We start from the raw sequence: 15,249 nt of genomic DNA, 5'->3' as shown, positions 1-15,249 counted from the left end.
ATTAGTCTCTTTATTTACCTCATATTAAGAGGCTTTTTAATTCTCTAAAGCCTCACGCATGGCTTTTGCTTTAGTTAAACATTCTTCATATTCTTTAATAGGATCACTTTTAGCAGTAATAGCACCTCCTACAGAATAAGAAATGTATTTATTAGTTGCATTATAAAGAATACTTCTAATAATAACGTTGAAGTCAAAATCGCCACTTGGTGTAAAATAGCCTACGGAACCAGAATACAAACCTCGTTTGGTTTCTTCTAAATCTTCAATAATAGTCATTGCTGAAATTTTAGGAACTCCCGTCATGCTTCCCATCGGGTAACTTGTTTTTATAATATCTACAGGATGTGTTTCTTCTGTTACTTTTGAAGATACCGTAGATATCATTTGATGCACTTGCATAAAAGAATGTACTTTGCAAAGCTCCTCAACCTTTACGCTGCCTTTAATTGCGGTATGCGACAAATCATTACGCACCAAATCTACAATCATAATGTTTTCGCTACGTTCCTTTTCATCTTTTGCTAATTCAGTTTTTAACCTTTCATCTTCAACGGTATCTAAAGATCGTTTTGCGGTTCCTTTTATCGGCTGAGAAATAATTGAATGTCCTGTTTTCTGAATATAACGTTCTGGCGAAGCAGATAATAAGTATTTGTCATTATATTTTAGAAAAGTTGCAAACGGTGGTTTAGAAATTGCGTTTAATTTATTAAAAGTTTCAAGTGGATTAATTACACTGTCTTCTGCATAAAATTCTTGACAAAAATTAGCTTCATATATATCTCCACGGTGAATATGCGCTAACATTTTATCTAACTTTTCAAAATAAGAATCTTTATGAATTCTTAGTTTTATTTTAATTTCATTCTGAAGCTTTTCAGTACATTTATTTGATAAATTTTGAATCTCTAGTAAATCACTTTCAATTTCATCATCTACCATTTTTAGATACTGAACTTCAACTTGATTCCCTTTAATAAGAAACAACTTTTGAGGCTGAAAAAAATACAAATCAGGAAATTTTAAACCATCAAAATTATTCGACTTTAAACGTTCTGTTGTGTTTTTTAAATCGTAAGTGAGGTAACCGAAAATCCAATCTTTTGTTGTGGTTTGGTATTCTTTTAGACGTTCAAAAGCATCATAATAATCTGTATGAATTGCCGTAAAGCCTTCTACAGCCAAAACCGCATCGTAATTACTATATTTATCTTGGTGGTGGTTGGAATCTAACCATACAACATCTATAAATTGCTGACTCCAAAGCAATGCGTTTTGCTTAAAGTTTTCAATGTCTTCTATTTGGTGAATTTCTGTTGTTCTCAATGTTAAAATAATTGCTGCAATTTACCTAAATTAAAGCTTGTTAAAAAATAAATTTGAAACCTTAGTGATTATAAAAATAACAGAAGAATCGTATCTTTCAAAAAAATAAATAGTCCATGTACAGTTTAAAAAACGACCTATTAAATATCCATATAAAATCTAAAGGTGCTGAATTAAGTAATATTACTTCCGTAAAACATGAAACGGAATTTTTATGGCAAGCTGATCCAAATATTTGGGGAAGTCATGCACCAAATTTGTTTCCCATAATTGGTAGTATGAAAGATGATACTTACATCTATAATGGAAAAACATACAATATGCCAAAACATGGTTTTGCTAGGCATAATGAAAAGTTTACTATAACAAAGCAATCCGATTCTAGTATTACATTTTCATTAGTTTCTGATGATGAATTGTATACTTTATATCCTTTTAAGTTTAAATTAGAAATTACTTATGTACTATCAAAAAACATCTTAACCGTAAATCATACCGTTACAAATTTAGACGAAAAAACACTTTATTTCTCTTTAGGCGGCCATCCGGCATTTAACTGTCCAATTTCTGATGATGAAGATTACACGAATTATTATTTAGAGTTTGCAAAAACAGAAAATAGCCAATCTTACTTATTAAATATGGATATAGGTTTACTTACAGAACAAACAAAACCTGTATTTACAGACGGAAACAAAATTAACTTACGTCCAGATTTATTTATTGAAGATGCTTTAATTTTCAAAGATTTAAAATCGAGAATAGTAAGTTTAAAGCATAAAACCAAAGGAAACCTCTTAACTGTGAAATTCGAAGATTTTAAACAGTTAGGAATTTGGGCCAAACCAAATGCTCCTTATGTTTGTATAGAACCTTGGTTGGGTATTGCAGATAATGAAACAACTGATCAAAAAATAGAAAATAAGGAAGGAATTTTAACACTAGAATCAGGTGATAATTTCTCTGCTGCTTACCATATTGAAATAGAAAAAACGCGTTTAGTGTAAGTTGATTAATAAAGTGGTAGCTTTGCACCAAAATTTTACAATAAAACTTTACAACGTGACTTTTAACGATCTTAATTTAAATACACCTTTACATAACGCTTTAGACGATTTAGGTTTTACAACTCCGACGCCTATACAAGCAGAATCTTTTAATGTAGTTGCTGCAGGTAAAGATGTTGTTGGTATTGCACAAACAGGTACAGGTAAGACGTTTGCTTACATGTTGCCAATTCTTAAAAATCTAGCCTATTCTAAACAAGAAAACCCTAGAGTTTTAATCTTAGTACCAACAAGAGAATTAGTTGTACAAGTGGTTAGTGAAATTGAAAAATTATCTAAATACATCAATAATCGTGTTTTAGGTGTTTATGGTGGTACTAATATTAATACACAGAAACAAGCTGTAGCACAAGGACAAGATATTATTGTCGCAACACCTGGTCGTTTATATGATTTGGCCGTGAGTAGAGTTTTACAATTAAAATCTATTCAAAAATTAGTAATTGATGAAGTCGATGTAATGCTAGATTTAGGATTTAGACATCAATTGTTAAATATATTTGATATTCTTCCAGAGCGTCGTCAAAACATTATGTATTCGGCTACAATGACTAAAGATGTTGATGAATTAATTATAGATTTCTTCAAAAAACCATCAAAAATATCAATTGCTGTTTCTGGTACTCCATTAGAAAACATTGCACAAGTTCGTTACAATGTTCCTAATTTTTATACAAAAGTAAATCTCTTAGAAGAATTACTTGGTGATAAGGATCAGTTTTCTAAAGTCTTAATTTTTGTGGCTTATAAGAGAATGGCTGACCGTCTTTTTGATCAACTAGAAGAATTATTTCCAAGTCAATCTTGTGTTATTCACTCTAACAAAACTCAGAATTACAGATTGCGTAGTATTGAACAATTTAGAGAAGGTGAAAACCGATTATTAATAGCCACAGACGTAATGGCTAGAGGTTTAGATATTGAAGGCATTTCTCATGTTATCAATTTTGATACACCTGATTATCCTGAAAACTATATGCACAGAATTGGTAGAACTGGTCGTGCTGAAAAAGAAGGACAATCTATTTTATTCTCTACAGAGAAAGAACTAGAAGGTTTAGAGCGTATTGAAGAATTAATGCAGATGAAAATTGAAACTAAAGATATTCCTGAATATGTTGAAATTTCTACTGAATTAATTGAAGAAGAACGACCACAGATTAGAGAACATAATAATCCTATAAAACGTAGAGATGAAGATGCTCCTGGACCGGCTTTTCATGAAAAGTCTGAAAAAAACTCTAAAGAAAACTTAGGTGGGTCTTATAAATTTAAGATTGCAGCAAAGTATAAAAAGCCTAAAACTAGAGGTGATAAGAATTATAATCAACGTAATAAGAAGAAGTAAATTTATTATAAAAAAAAGCTCACTAATCGTTTGATTATCGAGCTTTTTTTTTAAAAGTTATTAAACATTAATTATTACCAACAGCTTTTAGAGAATCTAACTGACGTTGTAGCGCATTAATCTTATCTGAATTATCTTCTACTTTTGGAATGCTACTAATAGAATCTATCTGCTGCTCTATAATATCTTCATCTACTTTTGGTACTTCTTTATAAAAATACCCAATGCCTTCACTTGCTCTCCAAGCTTCATTTAACTGATTATAAACTTCCTCATCCCAAGTACTTGGGTGTTTTACATCAATCCAAATAACATCTCTGTATTCACTATCAATTAAAACTAAATCTGGCGTCGCAGAACCATCAAATTGTTGTGCATCTGTTGAGCTGATAGAAGAAATTGTTCCTAAGAAAAACATACGTTTTCTTCCTGCAATATTCTTAATATAAGGTCTAAACTCCACAGGTGTACTTGCAGACCAATCGTATTCTTTTCGAGATTCCTTAACCTTTAAAGGCATTGCAGAGACACCTGCGTAACCTTGCTTTTTTGAAGCGTGATCGTAATAATATAGCTTACCTGATCCGTCTGCTGGTACAAATACACTATAACTTAAACTGGTACGCTGATTTCCTACAGGCTCTAAACCAAACCAATGATATAATCCGCTGTAAGCATCAGAATTTGAACCCGAAAAATCAAAATCGGTAACATAAGGTTGTTGGTTTTGATCTTTTGGCATTAAAGGAATTTTTACTGCTGTTTCCATATTCCATGGTAATGGATCACTAAAACCACCTAAAAATTTTAAAGACTCTGCTTCTAACTGCGATACTTTTTCAGATAATGTATTCTGTTTCATCAAAAACGGATAATTTTTAATTTCTTCAGGACTCACATAAGTTCCTTTTCCTATAGTAATACGTTCTAAATAATCATTAAAATCATGTTCTCCATTTTCAATAATCATTACACCTCCAAAACTTGGATAAGGAAAAAAGAAGCCTTTCCATTTAATCAAACTCACGACTTGAACCCATTGACCTGAATCATTTTTCATGTAAAATGTATCACTTGGCTCGTGATTAAATAACATCCATGGATTAAAACGTTGCACCACGGCATTGTAAGTATTTCTACTAAACTTTAAAGATTCACCTATAGAAAATGTGACATCAATACGATTTTCGTTTGAAAACCTTGGAAATGGTGTGGTACTGCTCACAGCAAATAATTCTTCCGTATTATCATTAATACGTTGCATTACATATTTTTCACTTGGCTGAATGGCCATTGTCCACTTATTCTGACCATCAACTCTTACTAAATGCGGTAACGAAACATCTTTAGTTTCTCCTACACTTTCATTCGCCATAGAAAACACATTTCTTAAGGGTTGAATACGTTCGTTTTGTGTTAATGGAAGTTCATTGATTTCAACTTTATCCATGCTATTAAACACATTGTACGTTTTCATATAATCGTACATTTTATAATGCCAACCCACAACATATAAAATTCCGAAGAAGACAATTAACAACGCCAATATTCCTAAACGGCCACCAACATTTGCAGACTTCCTGAATTTACGCAAGCCTAAAAACAGCACTAAAGCACTCATTAAAATGATGAATATATACTTACGCACAAATAATAAAACGGGCTGATAATCGTCCCTAAAAAAGAATAATAACACTATTAGTAGCAATACTACAAGAATGGTAATTCCTTTTTGCCTCCCTCCTTTTTTCCAATATGATTTTATCATGATATAATTTCCTGTAAGAACAAGAATCTCCTATTTTTATTAATAATTGTAATCCTTTTTGTTATTAAGCATCTTAGATATTCTTGATTTCTCAAGAATCTATTACATAAGACCCTTATCTTTTAAACGATCACGTGCACTTTGCTTTTCGACCTTTGGTTCTGCATTAATATCTTCTTTCAATTCTTCAATTTCTTTTGAATCTCTAGTTGTTAAATCTTCTATAAAGTCTTTTCCTTTTTCCACAACATCGTCAAATTTATCTTCTAAAGAATCACTTTGTTCCTCTATAACTTCGGTTGTTTTAATCACAAAACTTGCTAAATAAGTTCCTATTAATGCTCCTACAGCAAAAGATGCAAAAGCAGATACGCCGTTATAACTGCTAAATACAGAAATTGGCGTTAAAAATTCAACAACCAAAGCAGCAACTAAAACGAAACTTACCACAAAAATGATACGTGGCAAAAGAGTTTGCTTATAAATAAATCCTTTGGGATTATCGGGACTCATTTGCAGCTCCTTACTATTGACAATTTTGTTTAAAAAACGGTAAGCGCCATTACCGTTAGATTCTCTCCAATACAGAAAGATACCGAATAAAATGGCTGCGATGAAGATAACAAGTTCTATTCCCATGATTGTTTGTTTTATATTTTAGATTCCGCGTTAATTACAGAATACTGGTACCTATTATATTAGTCTAAAAAACTTAGATATTGTTACTGATCCTTTCAATTACCCAATCTTTAAATGAATCTTCCCAAGTTTCGTAACTCTTATAAAATTGCTCTTTATCATACCAATACAAGAATAACATATCCTTTGGTGCAATATTAATCAGTAATTTATGAATTAAATCGCGATGTTCTGCTGATAATGATGAATGTGGTTGATGTAACGCAAAGTAAAAAGATTGTTCTACAATATCTTCAATCTTATACGCATTACTGCGTTCTAATTTTTCGAGATAAATTTCGACACTCATAACCTGCTTACGAGCATTAATATCTATTTTATTTAAATAACTTTTAAATAAGCCTTTATCATCTAAAATAGCTTTAATTGGATGTTCTGTTTCTTTAAGAAACTGTGCCAATTCAAACTTTTTAACTCGATCGTAATTTGATGTGGTTACAACAGCTTCTAAATCACATTCAATAATAATGTGGTCTTTAAGCTTAGCAACTAATTCTGGTTGAGAAATGTGATAAATCAACACATCATGAATGGTATCTTTAATGGCTTCTTTATAAAATTTTTCATCTTTAAAAATAACGATTGGTTTTATAAAATCGCGAAGTAAATACACGCCTCCAAAAGCTCTAGTAAAAAATGAACTGGTTGTAAAATGTAAAGTCTCTATATTTAAATCTCGCGCTCTTAAATCTCCATAAGTTTTAGCCGAATTTAGTAACTGTTGCTGAATATCTTCATCAATAAAATTATTTCCATTTCTAAATTTATTAACGAGTTGTAATTGCTCTGTTTGCTTTTCTTCTAAATTATCAATAAGCCTAAATGTGATTGCAACATCTTTATATTTTAAAACGTCTAAAGGCTCATAAAACACATCTATATTTTGATCAAATTCTATACAAATTGCAGAATCTCGGGTAATATCATTAATCTTTTCTCCATGGGTTTTAAACACCAATTTCATCATTTCTCTATCAAAAGAATGAAATGGCAAATAGACTGGTTTCCCTTTTTGTAATGGTGAAATTATAATTCCGTTTGGGTTAGCTTCACCTTGATTAAGGTAATGCATATTCTTCTTTTCTTCTGCAACTTCAGGACTCCAACCTACGCCATCAATAGAGAATGATTTGAGCTTGGTTTCTGTAAACCCTAAAGTTTTTAGGCATTTATTATAACGATCCACTAATTTCCCACTAATAGGAATCAGTTCACTTCTAAATAAATTGGCTTGTTTTAATTTGTCCATCTTCATTTTCCACCAAAGTGGAATACTATTTTTGTTATTCCTGAGAAAGCAGGAATCTAATTATTATAACAACTTATTGATTTGCGCATACTGTACTAACATAATTGTTTTTGCATCAATAATCTCTTCGGTTTCAATCATGCTGATAACTTTAGAAAACGGAAGTTCTAATACTTCAATCTCTTCATTTTCAATTTCCAATCCGCCTCCTTCACTTATTTTTAAAGCATCTGTATATTCTGCTACATAAAGAAATAATTTTTCGGTTAATGCGCCAGGTGAAGTGTAAGTTTTAAAAACTTCTTTAGCCTCACTAATTTTATAACCAACTTCTTCTTCTGTTTCTCTAAGAATCGTTTCTAAGGGTTTATCATTATGTTCTATAGAACCGGCACAAACCTCAATAGACATGCCTTCACTTTTAGTGTTTTCATAAATTGGCATTCGGAATTGCTTGGTTAAAATAACAGTTCCCTTTTCTACATTATATAAAAATATTGCTGCTCCATCTCCACGATTGTAGCATTCTCTTGAAATCGATTTCCATTCGCCATTTTTAAATTGGTATTCGTAATCAATTTTATCTAAAGTAGCCCAATCCTTAGAAAGGTTTGTCCTTTTTATATTTTTTAAATTTTTCATGAGATTCCTCTTCACTCATGCCTAGTTATGTTGGATTAACAATAACTGAGCACTTTTACTTTTTAATTTATTACTTATTCCCAAACAGCTCGCGAGCCTTACTATCAATATTCATTTGATTTATTCTAGAATCTACCTGACGTTTAAAATCGGTATCTGCAATAGTAGCAACATTATCTAAATAACGAATCACTTCTTGTCGTCTTATATCTGAAAAGTTTAAACCTTTCATATTAGATTTCATCAACTCTTGAAGCATATTAAACTTAGTTTCGTAATTCTTTTTGAAATACTTTTCAGGATGCTCAAACCAATCTTGTTCTAAATCAAAATCTGTTAATCGTAATGAAATTGCCGATTGAATATTACGCACATCTCTTGAAGAGAAAAACGGAAATATCTTCTGAATTTCTTTATATAATGCAGCATAAAACATATGATCAGTCGTTTCATGAAGCTTTTCTACCTTATCAAAAGTTTCATGAACACGAGCTTCAGAAGGCACATCAATAGTATTTAAAATCTCCCCCATACTATTAGCTAAGCCCTGTTCTGATAAATACTTATAGACTTCAGGATCATTCATGTTCACAAAATCGGGCATGGTATCTTGTAATTTTTTCCACCAAATGTAATCTTGATCTACAAAATCGTGTTCAGAACGTGCACCATCAATTTTAAAACGTCCTTGCACACGCGAAATAACCGCTTTATCTAACATCTCAGGTAAATTGGTAAATAACCCAATTGAGCTATTTCCATAATTAACGGCATAAGCACCTTCTGTATATCTTAAAAAGACACCAATAACTTCTTTCACACCAGCAGAAACACCTTGAGAGGTTCGTTCTTGTAAATTATTTTCAGCATCATCTATAGGTGCAAAAATTAATTTAGTTGGATCTTGTAAAGGTTTCATCCATTCTACCATTTTTTCGGCAGAACCACCTTGAAATGTACTAATTAACGTGTCTGGCATGGGATGAAACAAAAACGGAATGTCTAAATTATCGGCATGTTCTTTCAAGCGTGTTGCAATGGCAGCAATAAGCATACTTTTTCCTGTTCCAGGAATTCCGTACCCCATAAACACAGGCATAAATCCTCCTAATTCTTGAAATGGATTTTTCTTTGCTTCAAAATCATAGCTTAACATACGCTCGGTTAAACGGCGGCCAAAATGTTTAGCATCCTTATTCCCGACAATTTGTTCGAACTGAATTTTATTAAATTCAATACTCTTTGCGGTTCCTGAAAAAGCATTATCCCAACCTGAAATAGCAAACTCTGATTTTTCGAGCTTATAGGTTCTATCTACAATAGTTTCCGTATATTCTAAAGTGCTTTTACGCATCTGAATCTCTTCAATTAAAGCTTCAAAATAAACCACTGTAAAATCTAAAACATCTCTATCTGATTTAATAATCTCTGGATGCCCTAAATATTTATCATAATAAAACAATTGACACGAAATTCCTTTTAAAGGGGATAAAAAAGACACCTCCGGAATTCCGGCAAATTTCTGTTTCATCACTGATAAATCATCGGAAGCATGAGGTTTTAAATCGTGTAAAATCTTATAAGCTACAGCAAACAACATAAATGCTGTTGACGTATGCATTTTACTTTCGTACTCACGTCTTCCTGAACTATCTAAAGCGGATTTATTTTCACTTAAACTTGATAATCCTGAAGCATCGTAATAAGAATCCTTGATCCAAGTTCCTAGCACAATCCCTTCTTGAACGGCATATAAAGTTTGGTTTAAGAAAATAGGAAGTGCAACAGATTCTGGCAATAAACGTTTCTTTAGTGCCAAAATAGTTTTAGAAACGGAAGTTACATTAACATTACTTCCATTATTGGCTCGCGATAAATACAAAAGAATAGATTCGTCTTTAGCATCATTATCTTTGCTTTTTGCACGTTGACTCTGCTCCCACTGAATAGATTTTAAATAAGTGGTAGCTTCATCACGAAGCATATCGAGTTCATTTTGTTTTATAGGAAAAGTTGAGTTGTGTTCCATATTTTTATAGTCTTCAGTCCTTAGTATGCAGTCTTCAGTGCTTACTGTTGAGGCTTATCTCGGACTTATTTATATTTTATAATCCGAATTTATTAGGGTTCTTGATCATATAATTGATAAGTTTTCCTATTTCTTCGCTTTTATATTGTAATTCTTGTTTCTTAATTTCTGTTATATATCCACATGCTAAAGCAAAATCTAACCATAATTGTGTTTCAGAATTTTCACTATCTGCATCCGATAATTTACTTTTAAAATGCTTTTCATATTGCCGTTTTCGATAACCTTCAGCAATATTTGAACATACAGATCTACTTGACCTAATCATTTGTGATGTTAAACCAAACATTTCAGACTTAGGAAAATCTTTAGTCAATTGGAATATTTCCATTGCTAACTCGAATCCTTTTTGATAAGCCAATAATGTTTTAAATGACATATTCTTTTTTACTTTTCATTACTGACAACTGAAGACTGGATACTGCTTACTTGAATTGGTGACATCGCCAACTTATTCATAATTTCAGGTGTTTTATTGTATAGCATTTGAATGATACGATGTGGTGCAAAAATATAACGCTGCCTATACATAGCATCCCAGCGTTGAAAGGTTTGTTTACTAAAAAAGCTACCTTCTTTAAATTCGCTACTCGATTTTAATTCATCTATTTTAAGAGATATAGCATAAGATTCTAACGGAATCTCTTTGTTTGCTATACTCTGCAAAATGGCATGCGTTAATTTATTTTCGTCCTTTGCAAATACATTGTGAATTGGTCCTAAATCCACACGTTTTATAAGCTTCGGAAATACTTTTGGTAAACGTTTATCTATTCCGTAAGCCATGGTATCGAAAGCCATTTCTCTATCTGCAACATTTTTTAGGGTTTCATAGATTTCATCTTTATAACTTTCTACATTTTTACCATCGTAATTAAAATACATATAACAAACAAACGGTCGGTTATGAGATACATCATAGAAACTCCAACTTACTAAATGTTCTGCTACAGAACCTTCTGGTGCTGGTATAATCTTTCCTTGTACAAAACGATTAAAAATATATTCCTTTTTAGCTGAAGAATAATAGACTATGGATGCAGCTTGAAAGAGTTTTCGTTTTGGAATTGGCTCTTTTTTTCGCATTAAAGTATCTAAGAATTCATCTTTTAGTGTTTCAATTCCTGTAAGTTTTTCTAAGTAATCTTCTCGTAAAGCTAAATCGTTAAAGAGATAACGGAATTCTAAATAATTTGGAAAACTAGAATCTGTTAAATCTACCTTCATATTTTCCTCGTCGTCATACATGTATTTTACACGCATAGCTTCTATAGAATACAGTAACAAATCACTGTATTGCTTAAATAAGAGTAATTCTTGTTGATTTAATATTTGCTTTTCTTGTACCGCAACAATGAGTTCCTTGAGCGAGAAATCTATCATTTTGTGATAGAACACGTATTGCTCTTTGGAATCTAATATGGCGGAATCTAAAGGTGTAACGATCATTTTTAGTAAACAGTTGGTTGTATTCAATTAACTCTAAGTTATGTTATGAATACATTTTTTAAAGATTATACTTTTCTTTACATATATGAATTTCGGAAACAATTTTCTCTTCATTTTCGCCATAATTGATTTCCGTTTTTAACTCACATTCTTCATGATCATTGGTGTGAATAATAAAAATTACAGAGCCAATTGAAATTAAAATGACAATCATTGAAAAAAGAAACGTGTTATTCACAATCTATTTTATTCTAAAATCATTTTTTTGTTTTATATCCCATTTACGCTTTACAATAAAAATCAAGAAAAGGAAAAAAGAAGAAACTGCAGAAACAGATAAAGTTGAAATAATATCTTTTTCATAAAATAAAAAATAACTCACAATTGAATTAATTACAAAAAAAACAATTACGAATAGTAATAATCCTCTATTAGTCATAGCCTTACTTATGTTTTAATTATTAAATTTTCTCTTTTTTGAGAATTATTTTTCCTTTTTTGAGCTCGAGTAAACGCGTTAAGGATTAATTTCTCATTTTTATTGTTCTCATGATTACTTTCCCAAAAAACGGCATCCTTTTTTCTTTTTCTTAAAAAAAGATATAATGGAAAGCTTAACCTACTTTTGCCTTTAAAACAAAAGTAGGTAACGCTATTATTAAATTACCCTAACAAATCATCTTCAGTAGATGCTGGTTTTGGTGCACTAGCTGGTTTTCCTGCTGTATCTCCTGAAGGAGCATTTGCATCTGCTGCGTAGTAATCTTCAAAAATTTCTTTCATATCAATGCCGTAACGCTCTGCAAAATTCTTCTGAATAGATTTATCCTTCTCTCTAATTTCTTGCAACGCTTCAGCATAACTTCCGTAAACACCTTGCATAACTTTTTCGTGAACAGGAATATTGTCCATCATTTCTTGACGTGCACGAGCACTTGCAGTATGCATTGCTGCTAACGTTTCACCAATATGCTCATCTGTTTTAACCCCTAAATGTTCTAATATTGCTGCAAATTCTTGATCTGTACGTGCTTTTAAAGCCACAACATAACCATCATAATACTTAAGACGCTCATCCGTATCTGACTTTAATTTTGCACGATGTGTTTGTAAATTGCTACGTAACGACGTTAATACTTTAATCGTTAAATTATGCTTGTGTACAAAACTATCTTTTGAAGCTGCAAGCGTAGTGTAAGCATTTTTAAGCCCTTCTAACTCCTCTACTTTTTGCTCTAAAGTAGTCACTTTACTAAGTGCTGCTGAGTATTCTGTAGATTGCTTATCCGATACTTCTTCTAAAGCCTGACGTGCTTGTTTTAATAAAGCATATTCCGTTTCCAGCTTATCCTCTACTTCTTTTTTCTTTTGAAGTGCTTTTGTATGATTATTAGAAGCGTCTACAATAGCCGTTTTAAGACTTTCTTCAACCTCTTTAATTTCTACTTCTCTATCTTTTAAACGTTTGATAGCTGCCTGACTTTTAAATGATAATTCATTTAATAAAGTCTGAATATCTGCAGTTTCAATACGCTGTTGAAACATTGCTTTTGCTTCATTATCTGCTGCATCACGTGTTTTTTGTGCATTTTTAAGTTCTGCTTCTGCATCATTAATTTTACTTTTTCTTCCCCAAAGATTATTCCACCAGGTATCTGGTTTATTATTAGCATCTTCAAGTTCTACTTTAGCACGCTCTAAACGTTTAATAGCATCGTCTATCACTTTTTGCTCTGAAGCATTTAATGCCGAAAAACCTTCGAACATAATTCCCACTTCATCTTGATAATCTGTTAAGTCTTTAATAGCATCTAATAAGGTAGAACGATCTTTTTCTGCCATATCTACAACATTATCTAACGTTGCATTAAGTATTTTCTGACGACTTTCGGGATCATCTTCCTGAGCAAGCTTAGACTTCATTTGGTCTATGGCTTTTCCCCAGTTAACATCGACTTTCTCAGTCTTTTCTTGTGAGTTGGTTTCTAATAAATCAAAATCATCAGACATATTTTGGTAGTTTTAAGGTTGAATAGTTTTAGGTTAACAATTTCGGTAAATTTTATGATTATAAAAACTTTACTTACTAATTATATGTAGCTAATGTTATAAAAATGTTACACTCTGATCGTTTTTAATGCAGAATCAATATCTTTATAAAAAACCAAAAACAACATGAAAACACTGACACACATCTTATTACTAGCCATTATCACAACTACTTTTAATTGTAAAAATGATACTAAAAAAGAAATTATAACTACCACTATAACAGAAACAAATATAGAACCAACACTAACCAAATCTTCGTTAAAAATCATCCCTATCTCTCACGCAACAATGGTTTTAGAGACAGAAAATGAAACGATCTATGTTGACCCAACTGGCGGATCGGAAGCTTTTGAAGGACAAAAAACACCAACTTTAGTATTGATTACTGATATTCATGGTGATCATTTAAACCTTGAAACTTTAGAAGGAATAGACATGTCTAAAGCAACACTTATTGCACCAGCTGCGGTTGTAGAAAAATTATCAGATAGTATTGCTTCTAAAATTATAACCTTAAAAAATGATGACTCATTCAATTTAGAAGGGATAAATATTAAAGCTATCCCGATGTATAACCTGAGAGAAGAAGCTTTAAAATTTCACACTAAAGGTAGAGGAAATGGCTATTTATTAACTGTAAATGATGAACGTATCTATATTTCTGGTGATACAGAAGACATCCCAGAAATGCGAAATCTAAAAAATATTGATATCGCTTTTGTTTGTATGAATTTACCATACACAATGCCTGTAGAAAGTGCAGCAAGTGCTGTGTTAGACTTTAAACCAAAAAAAGTATATCCTTATCATTATAGAGGAACCGAAGGTTTAAGTGATATTAATAAGTTTAAATCCTTAGTAAATGAAGGAAATGATGCTATAGAAGTTATCTTTTTGAATTGGTATGAATAAAATAGTAGAAACAGCTAATTGTTAATAAGTTAAAGAAAAAATTAAAAAACTACTGAAAACATTGTGGCTCACCCATGTTAATAACCTTTTAATCGATAATAATTTAACTATAACGTTGTAAATTATTTAATATTAAGCATTTAACATTCATATTTTATTTATATTAGCACCTTAGAAGGTAAACCCAAATCTTAATCTTTAATTAAAATGTTTAATATCATAATTTCTACTTACTTAATTGTGACTACAACGCAGCTCACTCTTGTTTTGATATCAGTTGCTTCTATTTTTTTGGTTTTTATTCTCGTAGCTATAATTAAAATGTATAAGCTGAAAGCTGAGAATAAGAAATTGATGGAGACTACCATATTTAAAGATATGGATGAATCTTATGAAGATTTTACAGGTGGACACCTTTACGGAGATAATTAAATTTATTTTAAAATGGAACTTTATCTATTACTTTTTGTAAGAGCAGTATTACATGAACCTTCTGATAAAACGGTTAGTATTCTGTCAATTGGCCTTATAGTAATGATTATATTATGGTTTTTGTTATTTCTTAAATATAGAAAATTAAAAGAAAAAGTAGATCGTTTAGAAGCAAAAGTATAAAATAAAAAAGCCAGCATTATCTGCTGGCTT

Annotated in this window: 15 protein-coding genes; 5 read left to right on the top strand and 10 right to left on the bottom strand. The window is 31.3% G+C overall.

Annotated features, from left to right (window positions below; translation table 11 throughout):
- Positions 1-36: 36 nt before the first annotated feature.
- On the bottom strand, positions 37-1,329 hold the full coding sequence (locus HM985_RS15840) for an anthranilate synthase component I family protein (protein ID WP_179377188.1): 1,293 nt from the start codon (positions 1,327-1,329) through the stop codon (positions 37-39).
- A 116-nt stretch (positions 1,330-1,445) separates the two neighbouring features.
- Between HM985_RS15840 and HM985_RS15835 the strand changes: the two genes are divergently transcribed.
- Positions 1,446-2,336 (top strand): aldose 1-epimerase family protein, encoded by an 891-nt coding sequence (locus HM985_RS15835; RefSeq protein ID WP_179377187.1) that lies wholly within the window; start codon positions 1,446-1,448, stop codon positions 2,334-2,336.
- Between the two features lie 55 nt (positions 2,337-2,391).
- Complete coding sequence (locus HM985_RS15830) at positions 2,392-3,744, top strand: DEAD/DEAH box helicase (RefSeq protein WP_179377186.1); 1,353 nt, start codon at positions 2,392-2,394, stop codon at positions 3,742-3,744.
- 67 nt (positions 3,745-3,811) lie between these two features.
- On the opposite strand, the gene HM985_RS15825 is transcribed toward HM985_RS15830, so the two are convergent.
- The 9 genes from HM985_RS15825 to HM985_RS15785 all read right to left on the bottom strand — a co-directional run bounded on the left by HM985_RS15825 (position 3,812) and on the right by HM985_RS15785 (position 13,650).
- Positions 3,812-5,512, bottom strand: coding sequence for a hypothetical protein (locus HM985_RS15825; RefSeq protein ID WP_179377185.1), 1,701 nt, complete (start codon positions 5,510-5,512; stop codon positions 3,812-3,814).
- Positions 5,513-5,614: 102 nt separating this feature from the next.
- On the bottom strand, positions 5,615-6,151 hold the full coding sequence (locus HM985_RS15820) for a YtxH domain-containing protein (protein WP_179377184.1): 537 nt from the start codon (positions 6,149-6,151) through the stop codon (positions 5,615-5,617).
- A 73-nt stretch (positions 6,152-6,224) separates the two neighbouring features.
- Positions 6,225-7,460, bottom strand: a complete 1,236-nt coding sequence (locus HM985_RS15815) for a DUF6638 family protein (RefSeq protein ID WP_179377183.1) — start codon at positions 7,458-7,460, stop codon at positions 6,225-6,227.
- Between the two features lie 63 nt (positions 7,461-7,523).
- Positions 7,524-8,102 (bottom strand): NUDIX domain-containing protein, encoded by a 579-nt coding sequence (locus HM985_RS15810; protein ID WP_179377182.1) that lies wholly within the window; start codon positions 8,100-8,102, stop codon positions 7,524-7,526.
- Positions 8,103-8,172: 70 nt separating this feature from the next.
- Positions 8,173-10,131: an AAA family ATPase gene (locus tag HM985_RS15805; RefSeq protein ID WP_179377181.1), complete on the bottom strand. Its 1,959-nt coding sequence runs from the start codon at positions 10,129-10,131 to the stop codon at positions 8,173-8,175.
- 76 nt (positions 10,132-10,207) lie between these two features.
- Positions 10,208-10,570, bottom strand: coding sequence for a four helix bundle protein (locus HM985_RS15800; RefSeq protein WP_173589423.1), 363 nt, complete (start codon positions 10,568-10,570; stop codon positions 10,208-10,210).
- 8 nt (positions 10,571-10,578) lie between these two features.
- Positions 10,579-11,667, bottom strand: a complete 1,089-nt coding sequence (locus HM985_RS15795) for a hypothetical protein (protein WP_246285048.1) — start codon at positions 11,665-11,667, stop codon at positions 10,579-10,581.
- A 31-nt stretch (positions 11,668-11,698) separates the two neighbouring features.
- The gene (locus tag HM985_RS15790; protein ID WP_179377180.1) at positions 11,699-11,854 is read right to left on the bottom strand and encodes a hypothetical protein; all 156 of its coding nucleotides are present in this window, start codon (positions 11,852-11,854) and stop codon (positions 11,699-11,701) included.
- Positions 11,855-12,303: 449 nt separating this feature from the next.
- Positions 12,304-13,650 (bottom strand): coiled-coil domain-containing protein, encoded by a 1,347-nt coding sequence (locus HM985_RS15785; protein WP_179377179.1) that lies wholly within the window; start codon positions 13,648-13,650, stop codon positions 12,304-12,306.
- Between the two features lie 165 nt (positions 13,651-13,815).
- On the opposite strand from HM985_RS15785, the gene HM985_RS15780 reads away from it, so the two are divergent.
- From HM985_RS15780 to HM985_RS15770, 3 genes are all read left to right on the top strand, one after another.
- Complete coding sequence (locus HM985_RS15780) at positions 13,816-14,604, top strand: MBL fold metallo-hydrolase (RefSeq protein ID WP_179377178.1); 789 nt, start codon at positions 13,816-13,818, stop codon at positions 14,602-14,604.
- Between the two features lie 207 nt (positions 14,605-14,811).
- Positions 14,812-15,036 (top strand): hypothetical protein, encoded by a 225-nt coding sequence (locus HM985_RS15775; RefSeq protein WP_179377177.1) that lies wholly within the window; start codon positions 14,812-14,814, stop codon positions 15,034-15,036.
- A 12-nt stretch (positions 15,037-15,048) separates the two neighbouring features.
- Complete coding sequence (locus tag HM985_RS15770; protein WP_179377176.1) at positions 15,049-15,219, top strand: hypothetical protein; 171 nt, start codon at positions 15,049-15,051, stop codon at positions 15,217-15,219.
- Positions 15,220-15,249 lie beyond the last annotated feature (30 nt).

The sequence above is a fragment of the Winogradskyella wichelsiae genome (assembly GCF_013403925.1).
GTDB classification, from domain to species: domain Bacteria; phylum Bacteroidota; class Bacteroidia; order Flavobacteriales; family Flavobacteriaceae; genus Winogradskyella; species Winogradskyella wichelsiae.
The sequence above is the reverse complement of the archived record's forward strand: the minus strand, read 5'-3'. Positions and strand labels throughout refer to the sequence as shown.

Coding starts and splice junctions, on each gene's coding strand:
- HM985_RS15835 (WP_179377187.1), top strand. CDS start 1,446: ATGTACAGTTTAAAAAACGACCTATTAAATATCCATATAAAATCTAAA.
- HM985_RS15825 (WP_179377185.1), bottom strand. CDS start 5,512: ATGATAAAATCATATTGGAAAAAAGGAGGGAGGCAAAAAGGAATTACC.
- HM985_RS15820 (WP_179377184.1), bottom strand. CDS start 6,151: ATGGGAATAGAACTTGTTATCTTCATCGCAGCCATTTTATTCGGTATC.
- HM985_RS15815 (WP_179377183.1), bottom strand. CDS start 7,460: ATGGACAAATTAAAACAAGCCAATTTATTTAGAAGTGAACTGATTCCT.
- HM985_RS15810 (WP_179377182.1), bottom strand. CDS start 8,102: ATGAAAAATTTAAAAAATATAAAAAGGACAAACCTTTCTAAGGATTGG.
- HM985_RS15805 (WP_179377181.1), bottom strand. CDS start 10,131: ATGGAACACAACTCAACTTTTCCTATAAAACAAAATGAACTCGATATG.
- HM985_RS15800 (WP_173589423.1), bottom strand. CDS start 10,570: ATGTCATTTAAAACATTATTGGCTTATCAAAAAGGATTCGAGTTAGCA.
- HM985_RS15790 (WP_179377180.1), bottom strand. CDS start 11,854: ATGATTGTCATTTTAATTTCAATTGGCTCTGTAATTTTTATTATTCAC.
- HM985_RS15785 (WP_179377179.1), bottom strand. CDS start 13,650: ATGTCTGATGATTTTGATTTATTAGAAACCAACTCACAAGAAAAGACT.
- HM985_RS15780 (WP_179377178.1), top strand. CDS start 13,816: ATGAAAACACTGACACACATCTTATTACTAGCCATTATCACAACTACT.
- HM985_RS15775 (WP_179377177.1), top strand. CDS start 14,812: ATGTTTAATATCATAATTTCTACTTACTTAATTGTGACTACAACGCAG.
- HM985_RS15770 (WP_179377176.1), top strand. CDS start 15,049: ATGGAACTTTATCTATTACTTTTTGTAAGAGCAGTATTACATGAACCT.